The sequence below is a fragment of the Desulfovectis peckii genome (assembly GCF_055391705.1).
This window is the reverse complement of the sequence record NZ_AP042409.1, coordinates 2,002,581-2,022,260: the sequence shown is the minus strand read 5'-3', so window position 1 is coordinate 2,022,260 and position 19,680 is coordinate 2,002,581. Positions and strand designations below refer to the sequence as shown.

The following is a 19,680-nucleotide window of genomic DNA, read 5'->3' as shown; positions in this document are numbered from 1 at the left end:
TTTTAAACAAATTAAGATAGTTGCAACTTAGATGCTTTGTAACGTTTAAAGAAAATATGAAATAATATCGCTCCTATTAAATAAACAAGCACAATACCCACTTCATTACCGATTAAAGGCAAGGTAACAGGTAATGGAATAATTCGCACCTGCGTGCTAATAATCCCCAACAAGAACAAATGTGGCAAAATGAAACGTAAACCATCAAAAACTACATACATGAGATACTTTAAAAACAATTCATTTTGTTCCACCTGCAGATTTTTGTAAATCTGGGGGTTTTCTATTTCCAGAGCTATTTTGGATAATTCCTGCAATTCTTGTATTCTTTTTAATATGCGTTCTTGCTGGGCACGATTGGGATGAAACCATTTATCCAGCCACATATTCATACCGATATTTCACCTTCCTTAACCAAATCAAACAGAACAGCCCTCTACAGTTTGCTTTTCTCCGGTCACCTCCTTGAGTAACATTTGCCAAGGGAGCATTTTCCTATATGCACATCTATAGAAAAATACTTCCTAATAACATGGTTTATTATTCAGCATCCTTGAACCTTATCATCGGACACTTTTTGCAGACATCCAGGCCTGGGAACTCCTGCCCGGGGGAACCCAGCATAGACGGCCCGCCATATATATTGGTGCGCTTGATCAGTTGTTTAACCACTTGCGCAATCTTGCCACCGGGTATAAATATATTTACCTCACCTTTTTCGGTTTTCCCGGAGGTATAGCTCCCCGCGCACATGGTGTTCATATTAATACTATTGTCCTTGTAGCATCCAACGCTTCCGCCACATACCGCGGAATTCACCGTATGTTTAAAAATAAGGGGATGCTCGCCGAAGGCACCCACGTAATCATTCAGTAGATGATAGGCCTGCAAGGGATTTACAACGAAAAACACCACACTGGGCTCAAAATTTGCTTTTCCTAAAGGAGCGGTGGCAAAACCTTTTAATTTACCCAAAGGCAGCTTGGGCTTGCTCAGGAGACATTTTTTAGCCAAATCCCAATCGGCAGTATATTTTACATGCCCGTCAACTTCAGCATCCTCAGCTTCCCTGAAACCAAACACGGTCTTGGCATTACCGCACAAGAGATTTTTTTCCGAGGCCTTGACTACAAAGCCGTTTTGACGGGAAGCAAGGGCAATCTGACAAAAAGTCATTTTGGGCCCCGGTACCTTTTCCGCCTGGAAGTTATCGAACTCTTCCTGATCAAAGAAGAACTTGATGGCCACCGGGTGGTAGTCCAACCGTAAAAGATATTCCAGGGCATCTTGCATCTCAGTCATTGTAAGTTCATCCTTCTGAGCCAGCTCTTTGACATTTAATAACATTTTTTCTCCTCCTTGAAGTATTATAAGTTCTCACGTTAGGGGGCTCCGGATTCACAGCAGAGATCAAAATTTGCGATCAATATAAATATTTACTTATACATTAGATTAGCAAAACTAATAAGCATTTTATGTCGCCTGCTTGACAAAAAAAAGTCATCTTCACGACACTATTGTTCGGCTACCCGACAAGTGCCAAAGACGACTTAATCAGTGATACTTATCAGATTAGTAAAGAGTGTACAAGAGGATGAGCCAGGGGCTCGGTGGCTATTTGCTGAATCCTTTTCTCAGCATTCCGCATTCGCCCGGCCAGCAGTTTAATTACCTTCACAGCCACAATACGGTTCCATATCCAGCAATTGCCAAAACAATTCCCGGGGGATGGCATCAACCACAACATCGGTTAATCGGAGTGACATATCAGCATTAATTATAACTTAACAAAAAAAATGCGGGAACCTGTCCCACATTTGATAACACTATTGTCATTTTAGCGATAGCAGTGATACATACCTAAACAACCCACTTGCCCAGTTTATCCGGATCGAGAATACGAATTGTACGGCCTTCATAAGTAATACTCTTTTCCTGCTTGAAAGTATTAAGAAGCGAAGTTACTGTTTGCCTTGAAGTGCCCACCATGCTGGCAATTTCTTCATGTGTCAGCTGCACATCCAGAATGATTCCGTCCTTGGTGGGCTGCCCGCACCGCTCTCCCATTTTTATTAGCATCAAAGCCAGCCGGCCGGGAGCCTGCCAGCAGACCATTTCGTGGATAATTCCCTCGGCTTCTCTCATTCTCACGGCCAACAACTTGGATACCTTGATGGCCAAAAAGGGATGCTGCGCCATTAATTCCTCGAATTGACTCTTTCTTAAAACTACCATGGACACGTTACTCATGGCCCCGGCATAACAAGTACGCTCTACTTCCAGCAGAGTTTCGGCAAGTCCCATTAATTCTCCCGGACTGCGCATTCTGCCCACTGTAACCCGTTTACCATCTGCAGACAGCCGGTAAATTTTCACCCAACCGCTCTCCAAAAGAAAAACACGGTCGGAAATATCTCCCGCCGCAAAAATCACGTGTCCCTTGGGATAATGGACTGTGGAGCCGGCCTCCCTGATAATTTGCTTTTCCACTTCATTTAATACCGGGTCTACTGTCAAAGTAAAAGTCTCCACTTGTCACACCCCATTTCTAGAACATGCTACCGCCACATTTCGAATAACTTATTACTCTTGCCGCTTGAACCGGTCTTGCTATTGTGTATTCTATCACAACCCTCACTCCGGGTCAACAAATTTCAACAATTTTATCTATATTGCGTGTATACCGCCATTTGCGGATTGAAAACGACCGGTCCCCTTTCCGGAGGTTATATACACCTATCCGGCAGTCATTCACATCTACCATTACCTGTCTGTTGATAAATGCATATAAGCGCAACTCCGGCAAGAAGATAAAAATTTTGGCCGGAGGCTAAGCTCCGGCTAAAATTTTGCGTCTTTAGTTTAACTGATTTTTATTTAAAATATCTCTTTAAAAGACCGTTAAATGCTGCACCGTGGCGGGCTTCATCCTTGCACATTTCATGAACGGTATCGTGAATAGCATCATAACCTAATTCTTTTGCTTTAGTAGCTAAATCTTTTTTACCTTGGCAAGCGCCGTGTTCAGCTTCTACCCGAGCCTGTAAGTTGGCTTTGGTATCAGCGGCAACAACTTCACCTAATAACTCGGCAAATTTAGCGGCGTGTTCTGCTTCTTCCCAAGCAATTCTTTTGTAAGCTTCGGCCACTTCCGGATAACCTTCCCGGTCAGCCTGCCGGCTCATAGCTAAGTACATACCAACCTCGGTGCATTCACCGATAAAGTTTTCTCTAAGAGCTTGAACAACTTCCGGGTCTAAATCTTTGGCAATTCCTACTTTATGTTCATCAGCCCAGGATAATTCTGCCCCTTCTTTCTTTTCTACAAACTTTTCCGCTTTAGCTCCACATTGCGGACATTTCTCCGGTGCAGCCTCTCCCGTATGTACATAACCACAGATCGTGCAAACAAATTTTTTCATCACTCTTCTCCTCCCCAATATTTTTTATTTATTTTTAAGGCACCCTTGGCAGATGCCTTTAAAATACAGATGCACTTCATCCACTTGATGTACTTCTAATTCCCTTAAATCTACTCCAGACAAATCTACCCGGATATCATAGACTGTACCGCATTTTTCACACTTAAAATGACCATGGACGGAAGTGTCGGCATCATATCTGGTTTCGTTTTCTTCTATGGCCAGTGCTTGCACAATACCCCGTTCTAAAAAAAGCTTCAGCGTATTATAAACTGTAGTTTTTGAAAGGGTAGGTATTTCATTAATCAGCGCTTTGTAAATGGTGTCAACGGTGGGATGATTTTTGTGACGAATTAGGTAGTCAAAAATTTTAATTCTCTGATATGAAGGTTTGACACCTTGTTCTTTAAGATATAATTCAATAGATTTACCGGCAATTTTCATAAGCCATCTCTTTCCTTTTTGTATTTATAACAACTTTGTAATCATTACAATTTTATTATAAAAACAGTTTTGGCTTTTGTCAACACTTTTAAAAAAATTTTCATAAAAAAAGTGTGACCTATAGTCTGCATGATATTTATCAAGATTATGAACTTACAAACCTTTGTTCCCAACATGCGAAATATATTTGCTTATCTTGGCAAATGCTATAAATACAAATGCCGTGGTAAAATTATGCTGGGTGTATTCCTAATAAACTAAGGAGACGGATAAAATGGAAACGGTGCTGAAAGTAAATAAACTGAGAAAATGGTTTAAAGATACCCAAGTACTTCATGATATCTCCTTTGAAGTGCGCAAAGGTGAAATTATGGCTATATTAGGTCCTAACGGTGCCGGGAAATCAACAACCATTCGCATTATTATGGGCATTATATATCCGGATGAAGGAACAATTGAATTTAATAATTTTGCCGGTATACCCCGCAACAAAATCGGCTATTTGCCGGAAGAGCGAGGGCTGTATAAAAATGTTAAAGTGATGGACATTCTGCTGTATTTAGCGGAATTAAAAGATTATCCCTTAAAAAAAGCCAAAGAACGGGCGAGAGCTTATTTGAAAAAATTTGGCTTAGCAGGAAAGGAAAACGCATTAATTGAAGAGCTTTCCAAAGGAATGGGGCAAAAAGTGCAGTTTATTGCTTCAATTATTCACCAACCGATGTTGTTAATTTTGGATGAACCTTTTTCCGGTTTGGATCCTGTCGCGCAGGAACTATTCAAACAGGAAATAAGGGAACTGGCGGCAGCTGGAACAGCGGTTTTATTATCTTCCCACCAGATGAATCTGGTTGAGGAAATGTGCGATCGTTTGTTTATGATTCATCGCGGGCGAAAGGTAATCTACGGCAATATGGACGAGGTCAAACGGGAATATGCCAATTTTAAGTGCACCATTCGCGGGCAAAATAATGCAGACCTACTAAAAAAATTGCCCAATGTGCAGCGGGTAGAACAAAGTGAGGATACATCCGTTCTGTATTTAACTAAAGACGTGCAGCCGGCACGCTGGTTGAAAGAACTGCCGGAAGATCTGCAGATTAACGAGTTATCACTGGACCGCATCTCTCTTCACGAAATCTTTATCGACATTGCTACCGATCACAACTTACTGCGGAAAGAAGGTGGCGCGGATGCGTAACGCGTTCAAAGTGGCAAAGTGGGAATTCAAGCGCAACATGAAAAACAAGTCCTTTTTAATTGGCTTGTTTATCACACCGGTTTTAATTGTCGGTTTTATGGTGTTAAGCGGTATTTTGGGCGATACTGCCGGTGAAGAAACTACCGTTCGCGTTTTTGTAAACGACAACATAGGTGCATTCGAGATGCTTCAACAAACTGCAGAACGGCATACATTTAATTGGGAAATGCAACCGACAAATATCAGCGAGCAAGAAGTTAAAGAAAAACTGCAAAATGTGGATAATACTGCTTATATTTTTTTAGACGAACAGTCTCTTGAACAGCAGGTGATACCGGTTTATACCAGTACGGAAATTGACCGGGCATTTATCAATCAGGTGCAGGTGTTGGCGGCACCGCTCAAAACACTGCAACTAAAGCAACTTGGTTTGTCCAATGAGCAACTGGCCGCTATTTCTCAAGAAATTATTTTTCAAGAAATATCAGCGGAAGATTTAGCAGCCGGTGCAGATGATCGAGAAGCAAAGGGGGATTTATCGCCGGAAGATATTATGGCGCGCGTCATTCCCGGGGCTTTTGCCGGTGTGGTGTTTCTTTCTATTATTTTTTCCGGGATGTATATTTTTCAAAGTGCTTCTCAGGAGAAGAAAGACAAAGTTGCGGAAATTATTTTATCATCAATCACTCCGGACGAGTTGATGCAGGGGAAGATTATCGGTTATTTTTTGCTGGGCATGGTGCAAACGTTGATTATTCTGGTCTTTGCGGTACCGATTGTCGTTTGGAAATACAATATCCCGCTTATGCGGTACTTGCTGGTGCCGGAAATTATTTTATATTTACTGATTGCCTTGCTCGGATACTTATTGTTTGCTGCCTTATTTGTTGGCGTGGGGGCAACTATGGCCGATATAACCACTGCCGGCAATTTTCAGGGTATGGTAATGATGTTGCCTTTTCTGCCGCTTATCTTTATCGGGCCGGTAGCCAATGATCCCAGCGGTCTGATTGCTCAAATTGCCTCTTACATTCCCTTTGCATCGCCGGGAATACTGCTGCTGCGCTTATCGTTATTAGAAGAGTGGCCATGGTTAGAAATCATCATTGCCCTGTTTATTTTAATTGTCAGTATTTGGTTCTTTATGAAACTGGCCGGTAAAATATTCAAGGCGGGTATTTTGATGTACGGCAAAAATGCCACACCAAGGGAAATTTGGAAATGGATTCGTGCTTAGTAGAAAGAAGGTTATATAAAAAGACCTCCGGTGGGCCGTTTACCTACCGGGGGTCTTACCGTTATAAAGAATTCTTTAGGCAATACCCCAATATCTTTGGTTATTATTTGTTTTTGTGCTCATAGGCAACAAGTACTACACCTAACTGTTCTTGCAAAGCTTCAATTTCTTTTAACTGTTCTGGGGTGAGATCCGCTATTTTGTACTGCTCGCCGTTCAAAACCCACTCCCCTTTACAAAATTGTTTTTTTCATTATCTCCTTATTTTATTGTATATATGTGTGCAGGCACTCTTTAACCGATGATGGCTAGCACCTGGTCTTTATAATGTTGTATAACATAATTTATTTCGGGGGAAATTAGCTTAAAACATAACCGGAAAGGAAGATGATTGATGAGTCAGCAAAATACTAAGCAAACTTTGGAATGCATTGCTTCTGAACTAAATAAAATCCAGACCATTGCCGGCACACTTTCTACGGTAGAAAGTCAACATTCTAAGGATTTATTAAATTATGATAACAATAAACTAAATCAAATTGCCAATGAAGAGCAAAGTGCTGCCCGACAACTGGGAGAAGTAAAACAAATTTGCACCGGTTTGGTTCAAAAAATTGAAAGTTTAAAGAAATCCTTGTAGTTTAAATTAATCTGAATAAAGGTGAGTGTCCCATGAGCAATTTTATTGAAAATATCATCCGCAATATAGTCAATGAAACAGTAGATAAAGCCATTTTGCGGTTGACCCGGGATCAGTACACCGAAAATATTTTTGAAATGATTCCGGTATCCCAGAAGGTTGGCATTACCCGTCTCATGGAGATTGTAATGCGTTCCCATGGCGGCCAACCGCCGGCACGGCCGCTGGGCAGTTATATGCGCTTTTCTCCTTGGGATAAATTTTTGTTTAATCCGGTACATTTATTCCGCTTTCCCACGCCGGATGACGTAGAAATTTCGACGGCGGTCACTATCGGCAAGCGGGCTAAAAAACCTTTGCATTTAGCCATTCCGGTGCTTATTGCCGGCATGTCTTTTGGCAGCGCGCTCAGTAAAAGTGTAAAAATTGCCTTGGCTAAAGGGGCAACTATGGCGGGAACCGCTACCAACACCGGTGAAGCCGGCTTAATGCCCGAAGAGCGGGAAGCTGCCGCGCTGCTTATTGGCCAGTACAACCGCGGCGGGTGGTTAAATACACCGGAAAAATACTCGCAGCTGGATGCTATTGAAATTCAACTGGGGCAGGGGGCCCAGGGGTCAAGTCCGCAGCGTACCGCTGCTAAAAACATCGGCCATGATTTTCGCCAGGTCTTTGAACTGGCAGAGGGAGAAGATGCCCGCGTTCATTCCCGTCTGCCCGGTGTGGACAGTAAAGAGCAGTTTATCTCGCTGGTAAGGAAACTAAAAGCGGAAACCGGCGTACCGGTAGGATTAAAAATTGCCGCCACCCATTACTTGGAGCAGGAGCTGCAAGTTGCTTTAGAGGCCGAGGTGGATTTTATCACCTTAGACGGTGCCGAAGGAGGCACGCACGGCACCGCTCCCATATTGGAAGACGATTTGGGTTTGCCCACTTTGTTTGCTGTTTCCCGGGGGGCTAAGTTTTTGAGAAATAAAGGAGTAGCATCGGATATCAGTTTAATTGCCGCCGGCGGATTAATTACTCCCGGGGACTTCTTAAAAGCAATGGCATTAGGTGCTGATGCCGTTTACATCGGCACGGCGGCAGTAATGGCAACGATAGGCGAGCAGGTTGCTAAGGTACTGCCCTTTGAACCGCCGACCGCTTTGGCGGTCTACAATGCTAAAATCACCGATGCATTTGATATTGAACAAGGTGCTACTACTTTGTTTAACTTCCTAAACGCCAGCGTGCGGGAAATGCAACAGGTGTGCTATTCTTTAGGTAAAACAAGTTTAAGCGAAGTTAGCACTGCCGATTTGTGCTGCCTAGATCCCTTTTTAGCGCGGGCCACTGGGGTGGATTTAGCATACATTCCCCATGAAGAGCAAAACGAGTTCTTCAATTTTTCTGCCGGTTCAGGATATTTTGGCATTCCACATTACCGGCAGGCACCGGAAGCCCATACGGAACGGCAGTTGCAGTAAAAATGCCTCAACTATATCGATAGAGTGCAACCTTACTTTTTTGATAAAACAGTGGGGCAGGGAAGTGTGCCTGCCCCTTTGCCTAATGCAAATAGCAGGAACAAGTTGATAAAATGATGCTCGTAAAAATTAAGCAATAAACAAACCGGCTCGCTATATTTAAGCGGGCTGGTTTGTAGTTATATAGTGATGATGATAAAATTACCTATCATTTCTACCTTTCCACCCAGTTCCTGAGCTATAAACCTCACCGGAACCATGGTGCGGCCGTCTATTTGGTAAGGAGCGGCATCCATTTGCTTAGCAGAGCCGTTAACGTTGTAATTAGAATTACCAATATACATGGTAATTACTTGCTCACCGGCGGAAATTTTCACGGCATTTGGTTTCTGCCAATCTACTTGACAATCTAAAGCTTCCGCGATATTTCTTACCGGTACATAAGTGCGACCGTTTTTTATTACCGGTGGAACATCTGTGGCCACCAGTTGATTGTTTACGATGAGGCTCAAACTTTCATCAGGCGGAGAGGCTTGAACCCCCAAAGAAACTCTGCCAGGTGCCGGCTGAATGAGATATTCAGTGACATCCAAGCTGTTATCGACAGTTAATACCGGTTTTTCAACCGTTAAATTGTAGTCTACCTGGTTAATTCCGGTAGTTTTTAAGCCAATATCAAACAACTGACTGTTTGATTGTTTGCCTTGAATATTAATAATGCTGTTGGATTTAGCTGTTGGACCGTCATATTGGTAATCACAGTTAACGCTTAAATTAAAGTAAAATTCATCAAAGTTAAAATCAGTGTTCAGGTCATAGGTGCCGTCCATATTTTTTCCTTCAGCGGTATGATTGCCGGCAAATGTTAAGTTGCCTACTGCACCGGGAGCATTAATCTTCAGTTTAAAAGTATAGCTGCTGGTGCCGCCGGGCAAAATGGGGGCCTCGTAGTTTAAATTCACAGTAACAAAACTGCTGATGGCACTGATTTCTTCTTTTGTGGGCACGGTGAAATTTTCCAAGCCGGTAATAATTTGTTCTTTTAAGTCTTCCTGAGAAATTCCCTCGGGCAAAGTGCTGTACTGAGTTAAACCCATAATGAGATCAGCAAACCGCTCTTTTTCATTTTTAGCCTTGTTCAGCAGGTTAAAAATCGTTTCTTCAAATCCTTGCTGATCAATGTTGACTATTATTTTATCGGATGAACGGGTAAAACACTTTTCAGGAACGGCTTCCACAATAAAAAGCAACAAGTCTTTGTATTCAGTGGGAATTTGCTGCCGCTGATAGATATCAAACATTTCCCACATATCATTTAGTTCGTTATTTGCCATATAGAGATACTGTGGGCATTGTTCAATAAACTCAATAAAACCTTGCTCATTTAACCCTAAGTCTTTTAACAAATATAAAATATCTTTAGTAATGATTATTTTATCATCGGTAAAATAAATTGCGCTTTCACCTTGGCTGTCTTTAATGCCTGTTGCTAACTGCATTTTCATAACTTTGTTATCAACATCTGTTTTATGCAGTAAGTTAACTAACCTATTTGTTAGATCGCCAAACTTATCCTTTACCTCACCATCAAATTTGGTTACTTCTATGTTCATTTCTCCGCGCGCTTTTTCATAAAAGCCCGGATCAATATTTATTTCTGCGTTTTTGATTTTAGCAATGACCATGTCCTTGGCTGTAGGTTGTACGGCATTGGAGGTAAAAACAATGCTTAAGCAAAAAATAACTGTTAAAAGCGTTACCAATAAAGTTTTTCTCTTCAACCGGACCCCTCCTTAAAAATTTTGAGATACGTTCCATAATTGCCAATCTACGGTAACTTTATCTTAATTTAATTTGTTAGTTGTTGCAATACAAAATAAAGCAAATTACCGATTAAATAAAAAACAAACGGTGAGGCATATTTGACCTCACCGTTATTTTAGATAGTTATGCTTGGATAATTTCAGTCCGGTAGCCGTCCGGATCGGTTAAAAAGTAATAACCGCCGTCCGCTTCTCCGCTTAGTTTTTTAATTTCTCCTACCTGATAACCTGCCTTCTTATGCTTTTGATAAGAAGCTTCTAAATCGTCAACTACCACTGCAAAGTGGCTGTAACCGTCACCGATGGTGTAAGGTTGTTGGCGGTCGTAGTTATAGGTCAGTTCCAATTCAAAGTTATCATCCGGGCTTTTCATGTAAACCAGAGTAAATTTATGTTCCGGAAAATCTCTTTTTCTTACTACTTCTAAATTAAGGGCGTCTTGATAAAACTTGATTGATCTTTCTAAATCCAACACCCGAATACAGCCGTGCACATATCTGTATTTTAGAGACACAAAAATTACCTCCTTTGATAACATTAATATTATTTGTAAAAACTGTAGAAATTTATTATAGTAATCTTTACATTAATGCTAAGTAATAGGGTATACCAAAAAAAAGCAAATATAAAGAGGCAAATTATTTTTAGCATCGAATTAGCTTGTACACGAATTGATTGTTGATTCGAACTTAACAAATGTTGGATGAGTGGAGGAACAAAAATGCAAACTAATGAACGACAAGTGCAAGAAATAACCAATTATTTACGCCAGGGAGAAAAAGGAGAAGCAGATTTAAAAATCGGTTTAGAAGTTGAACATCTGGTATTAGATTGCGACACACTCTGTGCCGTTTCCTATTACCAGCGGCACGGTATTGCAGATATATTGAAAACAATGCAGAAAGCGGGCTGGCAGGGTGTTTATGAAGATAAATACCTGCTGGGGCTGACTAAGAATGGCAACAACATTTCATTGGAACCAGGCGGACAGTTGGAAATCAGCATTAAGCCACATCAAAATATTAGTGATATTGAAGATGAATACTTAGATTTTTTAGAAGACCTGATTCCTATTTTGGAAGCCAATAATCAGATGCTGGTGGCTATCGGTTATCAACCGCAAACAAAAATTAAAGATATTCCCTTTATTCCCAAAGAAAGATACCGCTATATGTCAGCTTATCTGCAGCGGCAGGGTAAATATGCTTTAAATATGATGAAAGGTACCGCGGCAATGCATGTCAATATTGATTATCGCTCGGAGGCTGATTACATCCAAAAGTTTAAAATTGCTAATTGCCTCTACCCGGTAGTGGCCGCAATGTTTGATAATGTGCCTTTTTTTGAAGGAGAAATTACCACCGAGCGAATGGTGAAATGCACCGTTTGGCAAAATTGTGATGACGATCGCTGCGGTATTGTGGATGGCACCTTTCGGCCGGGTTATAGCTATCAGGATTACGCCCGCTATATTCTAAACACACCGGCCATTGTGCTAAAAAAGGGCTCAAATTTAGTGCCTTGTACGAAAAAATATCAAGAAGTTTTTCAGCCGGATAATTACACGTGGGATGAACTGGAATACATGTTAACGATGGTTTTTCCGGATATCCGTACCAAACATTTTATCGAAATCAGGATAGCCGATTCCGTTCCTTATCCTTTAAACATCGCCGGTGTGGCGTTGTGGAAAGGGATAATGTACAATCAGGATAATTTAAAAGATTTAGAGCGCTGTTTTGCCACTGTTACGGCTGAGGAGATAAATGCCGTAAAAAAACGAATTAAACAGCAAGGTTATGATGCACATTTGCTGGGAGGCACTATTCACGATTGGGCGAAGTATGTCATCAGTTTAGCTCAAGCCGGTTTGCCTTATGAAGAAAAACATTATCTAAAGCCGTTAGAAGTTTTGGTAGAGCAAAAGCTCAGCCCGGCGGATGTTACCAAGGCCCGCCTGCACAACGGCAAAAAAGCGGCACTTAGTTGGTGTATACTGAACAATTTATGGGAAGGTGGATGCGGTGAGTTTCAACAATCTGGGCGAACAGTACGTCAATCTGGTAAAGAACGACGCCGCTCGTTACTATAGCGATTATCTTAACATTGTAAAAAGAGTGGAACAATCTACCGCCAAATTTGCCGGGGAAACCGTCCCGTTTTTATATCAGCCCTTGTTTTTTAACGCAGATGACATCGCTTGTTTTAAAAAAGCGGTGCAAACATTAATGGTTATATTTAATAAAGTGATTGACGCTTATATCAACAGACCGCAGTTCCGCCAAAAGTTTGGTTTTAGCAAGTTGCTGGAGGAGCTGATTTTGGTTGATCACCGTTACCGCTGTAATGTGCCGATGGCCCGCTTGGATTTATTTTACTACCGTCCCGGCAGTTACAAGTTTTGTGAATTTAACGCCGATGGTTCTTCCGGAATGAACAAAACCAACGTGTTAGAAAAAATTTTTCTTCAGTCTGCGGCGGTGGCCGATTTTAGTCAAAATTACCGGATAAGTTATTTTGAGCTAATTGACAGTTGGGTAGAGGCCACATTGCAAAACTACCGCCGGTTTAATGCCGATAACCCCAAACCAAATGTGGCTGTTGTTGATTGGCTGCCTGCCGGCAATATTACAGAATTCGCCGCTTTTCAACGGGCTTATCAAAAGCGGGGGTTAAGGGCTGAAATTGTGGATCCGCGAGAACTTAAATATCATGACGGCAAACTGTTTTATCAAGATCTGCCGATAGATTTAATTTACCGCCGGTTGGTCACAGCAGAAATGATTGAGCGCTGCGAATTGATAGCTGACTTTATTCAAGCATATCGCGATGGAGCAGTTTGTGTGGTTGGCCCGCCGCGTTCCGAAATCATCCATAATAAAATTATCTTTAAGATACTGCATCAAGATGCCGCTGATTTTTTAACACCGGAGGAAAAAGCATTTATTGATAAACACATTCCCTATACCGGTGAATTTAAAGGCGAGCAGGAAATTTATCTGCAAGTACGGCAAAATAAAGATCATTACGTGCTTAAACCAAAAGCTTTGTATGCCGGTGCCGGTGTATATCTGGGCAAGGATTTTACCTCGCAAGAGTGGGCAAGTATTGTGCAAAAATGTTGGAACCAAAACTACTTGTATCAAGAATATTGTCTGCCCGGCAGGGAGCGGTTGGTTAACTTTAAAAACGGCGAGTTGTCGCTGGAGCACTACAATCAAATGCTCGGCTTGTTTGTTTATAATGAAAAATTTGCCGGCATTTATACGCGGGTAGGTAAACACAATGTTATTGCGCAGAATCCCGGCTATTATATTCTGCCTAATTTTTTAGTAGAAAAAACAGATGGTTAGCAAAAATATTCCTGCTTTAGACGGAATTTTTAAGAGTTAAATATTATTGTTAAGTGAGGCTGCTGCACAACGATTTAGGGCCGGTAGTGCAGCAGCTCTTTTTTTCTTATTAACCCCAAAACGGATAATAAAGACATTTGTCCAACTAGCAAAAACATTTTGGCATTAGATACTATTTTTTCCTGATAATACTGTATACAAATTTTTCTACAAATATCGACTATTTTTGTGAAAACTTATATAATATAACTCGCGTTTTTAAAATAACTAATTATTAAATTAAGAAAGGTGAAACAAATATGGGAAATACTGCAAGTTCTAATTCATTAAAACAGCCGCGTCCTTTTTATATGATTTTCTTTTTAGAAATGTGGGAGCGCTTTGGTTATTATGGCCTGCAAGTGGTGTTGGCTTCATTTTTTGTAAAATCGCTGGGAATGAGTGATGCGGAGTCCTTTACTATTTTTGGGGCTTTTAGTGCGATGGTTTATGGCTTTGTTGCCATAGGCGGTTTTATCGGTGATAAAGTGCTGGGTACTAAGCGCACTATTGTCATTGGTGCCATCACTATGATGATTGGTTATATTTTAATCGGCATGGCTACTTTAGATAAAAGCTTAGTTTATGTCGCTTTGGCCTTTGTGGCAGTAGGTAACGGTTTGTTTAAAGCCAACCCTTCCAGCTTGTTGTCTAAGCTTTACGCTGAAGGTGACCCGCGCTTGGACGGTGCTTTTACACTGTATTATATGTCTGTAAACATCGGTTCTTTTATTTCGATGATATTGGTGCCGGTGCTAGCAGGTAGGTACGGCTTAAATGTGGGCTTTTACGTTTGTGCGCTGGGTCTGGTTATTGCGCTGGCAAGCTTTTTCTTTCAACGTCATTTAGTTGCCGATATTGACTCGCCGGTTGGCTTGGCTCCGGTTAACTACCGCAATTTAGCTTTGGTGCTGGGCGGGGAAATAGCGTTAATTGCTTTTTCCACCTATCTGCTGACCAATGTTACAGTAGCTCACTGGCTGCTGCTGTTAATCGGGATAACGGTTTTTGGTATCTTCTTCAAAGAGATGTTTAAAAGTGAACGCAACGAACGCAACAAAATGTTAGCCGCCTTTATTTTAATGGTACAGGCTGTAGTGTTCTTTACTTTGTATCAGCAAATGCCTACTTCATTAAACTTTTTTGCTATTAAAAATGTAGAACATTCTATTCTGGGCATTCAAGTAACAGATCCGGAATCATTCCAGGCCTTGAATCCCTTTTGGATAATTGTGGCCAGCCCAATAATGGCTTATTTGTATTCTCATTTCGGTAAACAAGGGCGTGACCTTTCTATGCCGGGTAAATTTGCTTTAGGTATGGTATTGTGTGCGGTTGCTTTTTTGATTCTGCCTTTAGGGGCAATGTTTGCCAATGCGCAAGGAATAGTTTCCGTTTGGTGGCTGGTAGCCTGTTATTTATTCCAAAGTGTGGGTGAACTGCTGATCAGCGGTTTGGGCTTGTCAATGGTGGCTAAATTGGTACCGCAGCGCATGGTCGGTTTCACAATGGGTGCTTGGTTCTTAACAACTTCCGCATCCGGTGTAATTGGCGGCTGGGTGGCTAGTTTAACTGCTGCTCCGGAAGGTGTTACCGAGCCGGTACAAACATTAGCCATTTATTCAAACGTATTTTTGAAAATCGGTATAGCTACGGCCATTATTGCCCTGCTGATGATTTTAACGGTGCCTACTTTGCGCCGTTTGATTGACGGCGGTGATAGGCAACAGAAAGAAGAACTTAAAACCGAAGAACAATATGCTTAAAGTAACGCCCGGTGGGAAAACCGGGCGTTTTTTAACATAAAATAATTAAATATGTGCGGGAAATTCAAACCAAGTAGGCAGGAGTTTATTATCTTTGTTGGCGAATATTGAGTAACAACTTTTTTTGAAAGGAATGTCTGAACTAATGATGGAACTTGTTTTGGGAATCATTGCCGGTATTGTTGTGGCTAAAATTGTAAGTTGGTCTAAAGGAGCAAACAAGAAAGAGCAATTTGACGGGATGGGGCAGGATGCTCAACGCCAATCTCAAACAAGAGGGAGTGCAATAAACCGCGACTTTGGCAACCCGTTTTTAGCCGGTGCGGTTGGCGGGGCAGCGACGATGTTTTTACTTAATCACTTACATGCTAACCATAATTTTGATCAACAGACATTGGAAGAGATGCAGCAAATGGATTATGAGCAGCTGCAGAACTTTGCCCTGGAAAACAATTTGCTTGAGGAGCAGGAAATGAGTGAGCTAATGGCGCAATTTGACCCGTATGTCAATCCCGGCACAGATATCATAACAGACCATTATTATCATGGGCATGATCAGGGTATTGATGATGCTTATTACGGACACGATCACAATACTTTTGATAACTTTACCGATTTCGGCGGTGGTTTCGGCGGAATGAATGATTTTTAGGAGTAGGGGTCGGCACGAAGACCGACCCCTCTATATTTTTTAGTAAATGAACAGTAGCAGGTAAATCATGGAAATAATGATACTTAAAATCATCATCGGGAAGCCAATCTTTAAGAAGCCTATAAAAGAAATTGGAGTACCTCTTCTTTCTGACATTCCGGCTACAATAACATTGGCAGCGGCGCCTACCAGTGAACCGTTGCCGCCCAGGCAAGCACCCAAAGCCAAAGACCACCACAATGGGTCAAGGTTTGCAATGCCGCCCATTTGTCCCATTTCCTGAATTAACGGAATCATTGTGGCCACAAAGGGGATGTTATCGACAAAAGAGGATGCGATGGCCGAAAGCCATAGAACCAATAAGCCAGTAATTACCGTTTCGCCGCCGGTAAGGCTTAGAGCGTATTCGGCAATGGTTTTGATCACACCGGTTTCCTCTAGAGAGCCTACTACGATAAACAAACCGATGAAGAAAAAGATAGTTGGCCACTCCACGCCAAGCAGTGTTTCTTCCGGTTCTTCCCTGGTAATGACCATTAGCAGCGCTGCCCCGCCTAAGGCGATAATGGCAGTTTCTAAATTTAAAACTCCGTGTAGAGCAAACCCCAAAATAGTTAATGCCAGCACACTTAAAGATTGCACCAGTAGTTTGCGATCTTTTAATTCATTTTCCGGATTAAAACTAAGAATTTTTTCCCGCAATTCTGGCTTAACTTGCAGTTTTTTGCGGTAAAGCATACTTAACAGCAGGATAGTTACTGTTAAAATCACAAAAGAAATTGGTGCTAGGTTAATTAAAAAATCATTAAAAGTTAAGTGGGTAGCACTGCCAATCATGATGTTCGGCGGGTCGCCGATTAAGGTAGCGGTTCCGCCGATATTGCTGGACAAAATTTGAGCAAATAAAAAGGGCATTACCGGCAGTTCCAGCTCGTCACACAGGGCAAAGGTTACCGGCACCATTAACAGCACCGTGGTAACGTTATCTAAAAGGGCGGAGGCAACGGCGGTGATAAAGGAAAGGGCAATTAACAATTTAACCCCGTCTCCGCGAACTTTAACCGCTGCTTTCATCGCCAAGAACTCAAAGATGCCGGTACGGCGAGTAATAGTGACAATAATCATCATTCCCACCAATAAGCCAATGGTGTTCCAATCTACATACCTAACCGCTGTTTCTAAGTTTAACAGACCTAACAAAAAAACAGCCATGGCTCCGGCCAAAGCACTGACCGAACGATGGAATACTTCAGTAACAATTAATGTATAGGTAATGGCGAAAATAATAATTGAAATTAAAAATTGGTTTTCCAACACGGGTAATCACTCCTTTGAATATTTTTGGTCTAATTTCTATGCAGAGTGATTTCTTTCTAGGTAAGCTGACAAATAAAATCGGGCTTTGATAAAACTGCTAAGTCTTGGGGGTGTTGTTGTTTTGTCAACGGAGCCCCGACTTTTTATTTGCAGAACAATCTTTTGCCTAGCGGTAGCTTTATCTTTTTTAACTTTAGCTACACAGTGCCGCTCAACGGCATTTGGTTTATTGATTTCAATTAAATTGTGTAATTTGCCGGTTTCTTCTATAATGGTAGCCGGTATTGGCCAGGCAGCAAAAAGCAGCAAAATGAGGCAGATGTTTATAGTAATAAACTTTTTAGCCACTTTTATAACACCTACCTTGACCTTTTGTCGGCGAAAGTAAAAAAGCCTGCCTCAAAGGATTGTCGTCACTATAAAAAAAGAGAGGATAGTCGTATAAACGACTACCCCCCCCAGTAAGTCGAAATCCTTGTGCAAAGCACAACACGTAAGAGTGCATTTTAAATTGTCACTACACTAACCGACACTATTTTAACAATATTCGTGGCCGCTGTCTAGCCTGTTGAGCGGAAATAACAAGTATTGTCACGCAATTTAAAATGCTGGGTTGAAATTAGCCGGTTCTAACTTGTTTAACGGGTAGCTTATCTATTTTAAGTTTAACTTAATATATTTTTTCCCAAAAGCTTAGTTTTCTTACTATTTGCTCTTCTCATCCCGTTGTGCAGCTTATCTCCTGCACATACCGTTATTTATCTGCATGTAAGTCACGGGATTTTAACTTAATGTAAAGAATTACCTGCAAGCCGGCACTTTGGGAAGATTTTTAATTAAATTGGCTAATTGTATTTAAGATGACAGTTTTTTTTCGACCCTATGCTTATAATTAAAGCGTAATGTTCATGTTCCCACTAGAGCGACACAAAACGACTATTAATTTAATTATAAAGCTTAGCGCAAAAAGAAGGAGGGCAGATAATGATGAGATACGAAGTAAAAAATATCGTCATATTAGGTGCCGGCTATGGTGGTATACAAGTAGCACAAAAGCTGAGCGGACTTTTACATGGCCGAAAAGATTGCCGCATTATTGTGGTTAACAAAAATGATTATCATATGTTAAAAACTCAATTATACAAGCACGCAGCGGGCACTGCCGGTTATTCTCGAATGATGATTCCGTTGGCGGATATTTTAGATCATGAAAACATTGAGTTTTACAAAGCTCAGGTAGATGTTATTGACACCAAAAATAAGTTGGTGAAGCTTAATCAAGGTGAAGTGGTACTGCATTATCATTATTTGGTGCTGGCGCTGGGCAGTGAGTTGGAGTACTACAACATCGAAGGGTTAGAGGAGAACAGCATTGGCCTTACCAGTTTAAACTGCGCGCGTACCATTCGCTGCCAGGTGAAAACAATTTTAGAAAAGACTGCATTTGCGTCAGTTGGCCCACCGAAAAACAAACTTCACTTTGTTATTGGCGGTGGCGGTCTGACCGGCGTGGAACTGACCGGGGAATTAGCTTATCAGTTACAAAAAGTTTGCTCGATGTATAACCTTGGCCCTGATGATTATCATATTACCTTGGTTGAAGGCTGCCAAAACTTGCTTCCCGGCATGTCTGAAAAGTCAGCGCAATATGCTAAAAAAGCACTGGAACAGCAAGGGGTAGAGGTAATTACCGGAGATTTGTTAAAAAAGGTTACACCCCATACCATTGAACTGGCATCAGGCCGGCAGTTAAATTATTCGCTGCTGTTTTGGTCGGGCGGGGTGCGTGGTAATCACGTGGTTGCCGAATCCGGTTTGAAGGTAGATGGCCGTGGGCGGTTGTTGGTAAACGAGTATTTGCAGTCTGTGGATGACCCGTGTATTTACGGTGTGGGAGACAGTGCTTTGGTAATTGACCCGACAACCAATAAGCCAATGCTGGCCACCGCCCAAGCATCAATGCAGCATGGTCGGCAGGTAGCTTACAATATTTATGCGGATATCACCAAGCAAAAGAAAAAAGCATTTAGTCCGAAAGGGATTATACTGATCATTAACATAGGGAAAAATTATGCGCTGGCTGAAGGTGATAGACTGGTGTTTAACGGGCCGTTAGCGGTGTTTATTAAAAAATTGGTTCCGATTAAATATGCCTATCAGTTAGGCGGCTGGAAGTTAATTTTCCGCAACTTTATCAGACACATAAGCCGACAAAAATATCAGCTTTTAAATGCTGAAGAATGCAATAAAGCTTAAGGTGAGGGCAAAGCAAGACTCACCTTAAGCTTTTTGTTTAGGACATACTTTACAGGTTAAA

18 protein-coding genes are annotated in these 19,680 nt (G+C 41.5%); 9 read left to right on the top strand and 9 right to left on the bottom strand.

What is annotated here, in order from left to right; all coding sequences use genetic code 11:
- Positions 1 to 11: 11 nt before the first annotated feature.
- The 5 genes from ACZ5NG_RS09975 to ACZ5NG_RS09955 form a co-directional block, all read right to left on the bottom strand.
- Positions 12 to 392, bottom strand: coding sequence for a hypothetical protein (locus ACZ5NG_RS09975; RefSeq protein ID WP_464251661.1), 381 nt, complete (start codon positions 390 to 392; stop codon positions 12 to 14).
- Between the two features lie 148 nt (positions 393 to 540).
- Positions 541 to 1,347 (bottom strand): DUF169 domain-containing protein, encoded by an 807-nt coding sequence (locus tag ACZ5NG_RS09970; protein ID WP_464251660.1) that lies wholly within the window; start codon positions 1,345 to 1,347, stop codon positions 541 to 543.
- Between the two features lie 513 nt (positions 1,348 to 1,860).
- Positions 1,861 to 2,532, bottom strand: a complete 672-nt coding sequence (locus tag ACZ5NG_RS09965) for a Crp/Fnr family transcriptional regulator (protein WP_464251659.1) — start codon at positions 2,530 to 2,532, stop codon at positions 1,861 to 1,863.
- Between the two features lie 341 nt (positions 2,533 to 2,873).
- Positions 2,874 to 3,422 carry an NADH peroxidase gene (locus ACZ5NG_RS09960; RefSeq protein WP_464251658.1) on the bottom strand — a complete coding sequence of 183 codons (549 nt, stop codon included), beginning with the start codon at positions 3,420 to 3,422 and terminating at the stop codon, positions 2,874 to 2,876.
- 24 nt (positions 3,423 to 3,446) lie between these two features.
- Positions 3,447 to 3,866: a Fur family transcriptional regulator gene (locus ACZ5NG_RS09955; protein ID WP_464251657.1), complete on the bottom strand. Its 420-nt coding sequence runs from the start codon at positions 3,864 to 3,866 to the stop codon at positions 3,447 to 3,449.
- Between the two features lie 274 nt (positions 3,867 to 4,140).
- Between ACZ5NG_RS09955 and ACZ5NG_RS09950 the strand changes: the two genes are divergently transcribed.
- From ACZ5NG_RS09950 to ACZ5NG_RS09935, 4 genes are all read left to right on the top strand, one after another.
- Positions 4,141 to 5,067, top strand: coding sequence for an ABC transporter ATP-binding protein (locus ACZ5NG_RS09950; RefSeq protein ID WP_464251656.1), 927 nt, complete (start codon positions 4,141 to 4,143; stop codon positions 5,065 to 5,067).
- The gene (locus ACZ5NG_RS09945) at positions 5,060 to 6,304 is read left to right on the top strand and encodes an ABC transporter permease (RefSeq protein WP_464251655.1); all 1,245 of its coding nucleotides are present in this window, start codon (positions 5,060 to 5,062) and stop codon (positions 6,302 to 6,304) included. The genes ACZ5NG_RS09950 and ACZ5NG_RS09945 overlap by 8 nt, the downstream gene beginning before the upstream one ends.
- 394 nt (positions 6,305 to 6,698) lie before the next feature.
- The gene (locus ACZ5NG_RS09940) at positions 6,699 to 6,944 is read left to right on the top strand and encodes a hypothetical protein (protein WP_464251654.1); all 246 of its coding nucleotides are present in this window, start codon (positions 6,699 to 6,701) and stop codon (positions 6,942 to 6,944) included.
- Positions 6,945 to 6,976: 32 nt separating this feature from the next.
- The gene (locus tag ACZ5NG_RS09935) at positions 6,977 to 8,413 is read left to right on the top strand and encodes an FMN-binding glutamate synthase family protein (RefSeq protein WP_464251653.1); all 1,437 of its coding nucleotides are present in this window, start codon (positions 6,977 to 6,979) and stop codon (positions 8,411 to 8,413) included.
- A 179-nt stretch (positions 8,414 to 8,592) separates the two neighbouring features.
- On the opposite strand, the gene ACZ5NG_RS09930 is transcribed toward ACZ5NG_RS09935, so the two are convergent.
- Both ACZ5NG_RS09930 and gloA read right to left on the bottom strand, forming a co-directional pair.
- Positions 8,593 to 10,194, bottom strand: a complete 1,602-nt coding sequence (locus ACZ5NG_RS09930; protein ID WP_464251652.1) for a copper amine oxidase N-terminal domain-containing protein — start codon at positions 10,192 to 10,194, stop codon at positions 8,593 to 8,595.
- A 166-nt stretch (positions 10,195 to 10,360) separates the two neighbouring features.
- Positions 10,361 to 10,750: a lactoylglutathione lyase gene (gloA, locus tag ACZ5NG_RS09925; protein WP_464251651.1), complete on the bottom strand. Its 390-nt coding sequence runs from the start codon at positions 10,748 to 10,750 to the stop codon at positions 10,361 to 10,363.
- 207 nt (positions 10,751 to 10,957) lie between these two features.
- Between gloA and ACZ5NG_RS09920 the strand changes: the two genes are divergently transcribed.
- From ACZ5NG_RS09920 to ACZ5NG_RS09905, 4 genes are all read left to right on the top strand, one after another.
- Entirely contained in the window at positions 10,958 to 12,328 is a 1,371-nt protein-coding gene (locus tag ACZ5NG_RS09920; RefSeq protein ID WP_464251650.1) for a glutamate--cysteine ligase, read from the top strand.
- Positions 12,261 to 13,589, top strand: coding sequence for a glutathionylspermidine synthase family protein (locus ACZ5NG_RS09915; protein WP_464251649.1), 1,329 nt, complete (start codon positions 12,261 to 12,263; stop codon positions 13,587 to 13,589). The genes ACZ5NG_RS09920 and ACZ5NG_RS09915 overlap by 68 nt, the downstream gene beginning before the upstream one ends.
- A gap of 299 nt (positions 13,590 to 13,888) precedes the next feature.
- A complete protein-coding gene (locus tag ACZ5NG_RS09910) occupies positions 13,889 to 15,394 on the top strand; it encodes an oligopeptide:H+ symporter (RefSeq protein WP_464251648.1) in 1,506 nt (501 codons plus the stop codon).
- Positions 15,395 to 15,539: 145 nt separating this feature from the next.
- A complete protein-coding gene (locus ACZ5NG_RS09905; protein WP_464251647.1) occupies positions 15,540 to 16,046 on the top strand; it encodes a hypothetical protein in 507 nt (168 codons plus the stop codon).
- A gap of 39 nt (positions 16,047 to 16,085) precedes the next feature.
- Here the strand turns inward: ACZ5NG_RS09905 and ACZ5NG_RS09900 are convergent, their stop codons facing one another.
- Both ACZ5NG_RS09900 and ACZ5NG_RS09895 read right to left on the bottom strand, forming a co-directional pair.
- Positions 16,086 to 17,360, bottom strand: a complete 1,275-nt coding sequence (locus tag ACZ5NG_RS09900; protein WP_464253151.1) for an ArsB/NhaD family transporter — start codon at positions 17,358 to 17,360, stop codon at positions 16,086 to 16,088.
- 39 nt (positions 17,361 to 17,399) lie between these two features.
- Positions 17,400 to 17,711, bottom strand: coding sequence for a hypothetical protein (locus ACZ5NG_RS09895; protein WP_464251646.1), 312 nt, complete (start codon positions 17,709 to 17,711; stop codon positions 17,400 to 17,402).
- 636 nt (positions 17,712 to 18,347) lie between these two features.
- Here ACZ5NG_RS09895 and ACZ5NG_RS09890 point away from each other — a divergent pair.
- Positions 18,348 to 19,619 (top strand): NAD(P)/FAD-dependent oxidoreductase, encoded by a 1,272-nt coding sequence (locus tag ACZ5NG_RS09890; protein WP_464251645.1) that lies wholly within the window; start codon positions 18,348 to 18,350, stop codon positions 19,617 to 19,619.
- Positions 19,620 to 19,680 lie beyond the last annotated feature (61 nt).

Excerpts from the sequence above, each read along its gene's own strand:
- ACZ5NG_RS09975 (WP_464251661.1), bottom strand. The coding sequence starts at position 392 with ATGAATATGTGGCTGGATAAATGGTTTCATCCCAATCGTGCCCAGCAA.
- ACZ5NG_RS09970 (WP_464251660.1), bottom strand. The coding sequence starts at position 1,347 with ATGTTATTAAATGTCAAAGAGCTGGCTCAGAAGGATGAACTTACAATG.
- ACZ5NG_RS09960 (WP_464251658.1), bottom strand. The coding sequence starts at position 3,422 with ATGAAAAAATTTGTTTGCACGATCTGTGGTTATGTACATACGGGAGAG.
- ACZ5NG_RS09955 (WP_464251657.1), bottom strand. The coding sequence starts at position 3,866 with ATGAAAATTGCCGGTAAATCTATTGAATTATATCTTAAAGAACAAGGT.
- ACZ5NG_RS09950 (WP_464251656.1), top strand. The coding sequence starts at position 4,141 with ATGGAAACGGTGCTGAAAGTAAATAAACTGAGAAAATGGTTTAAAGAT.
- ACZ5NG_RS09945 (WP_464251655.1), top strand. The coding sequence starts at position 5,060 with ATGCGTAACGCGTTCAAAGTGGCAAAGTGGGAATTCAAGCGCAACATG.
- ACZ5NG_RS09940 (WP_464251654.1), top strand. The coding sequence starts at position 6,699 with ATGAGTCAGCAAAATACTAAGCAAACTTTGGAATGCATTGCTTCTGAA.
- ACZ5NG_RS09935 (WP_464251653.1), top strand. The coding sequence starts at position 6,977 with ATGAGCAATTTTATTGAAAATATCATCCGCAATATAGTCAATGAAACA.
- ACZ5NG_RS09920 (WP_464251650.1), top strand. The coding sequence starts at position 10,958 with ATGCAAACTAATGAACGACAAGTGCAAGAAATAACCAATTATTTACGC.
- ACZ5NG_RS09910 (WP_464251648.1), top strand. The coding sequence starts at position 13,889 with ATGGGAAATACTGCAAGTTCTAATTCATTAAAACAGCCGCGTCCTTTT.
- ACZ5NG_RS09905 (WP_464251647.1), top strand. The coding sequence starts at position 15,540 with ATGATGGAACTTGTTTTGGGAATCATTGCCGGTATTGTTGTGGCTAAA.
- ACZ5NG_RS09890 (WP_464251645.1), top strand. The coding sequence starts at position 18,348 with ATGATGAGATACGAAGTAAAAAATATCGTCATATTAGGTGCCGGCTAT.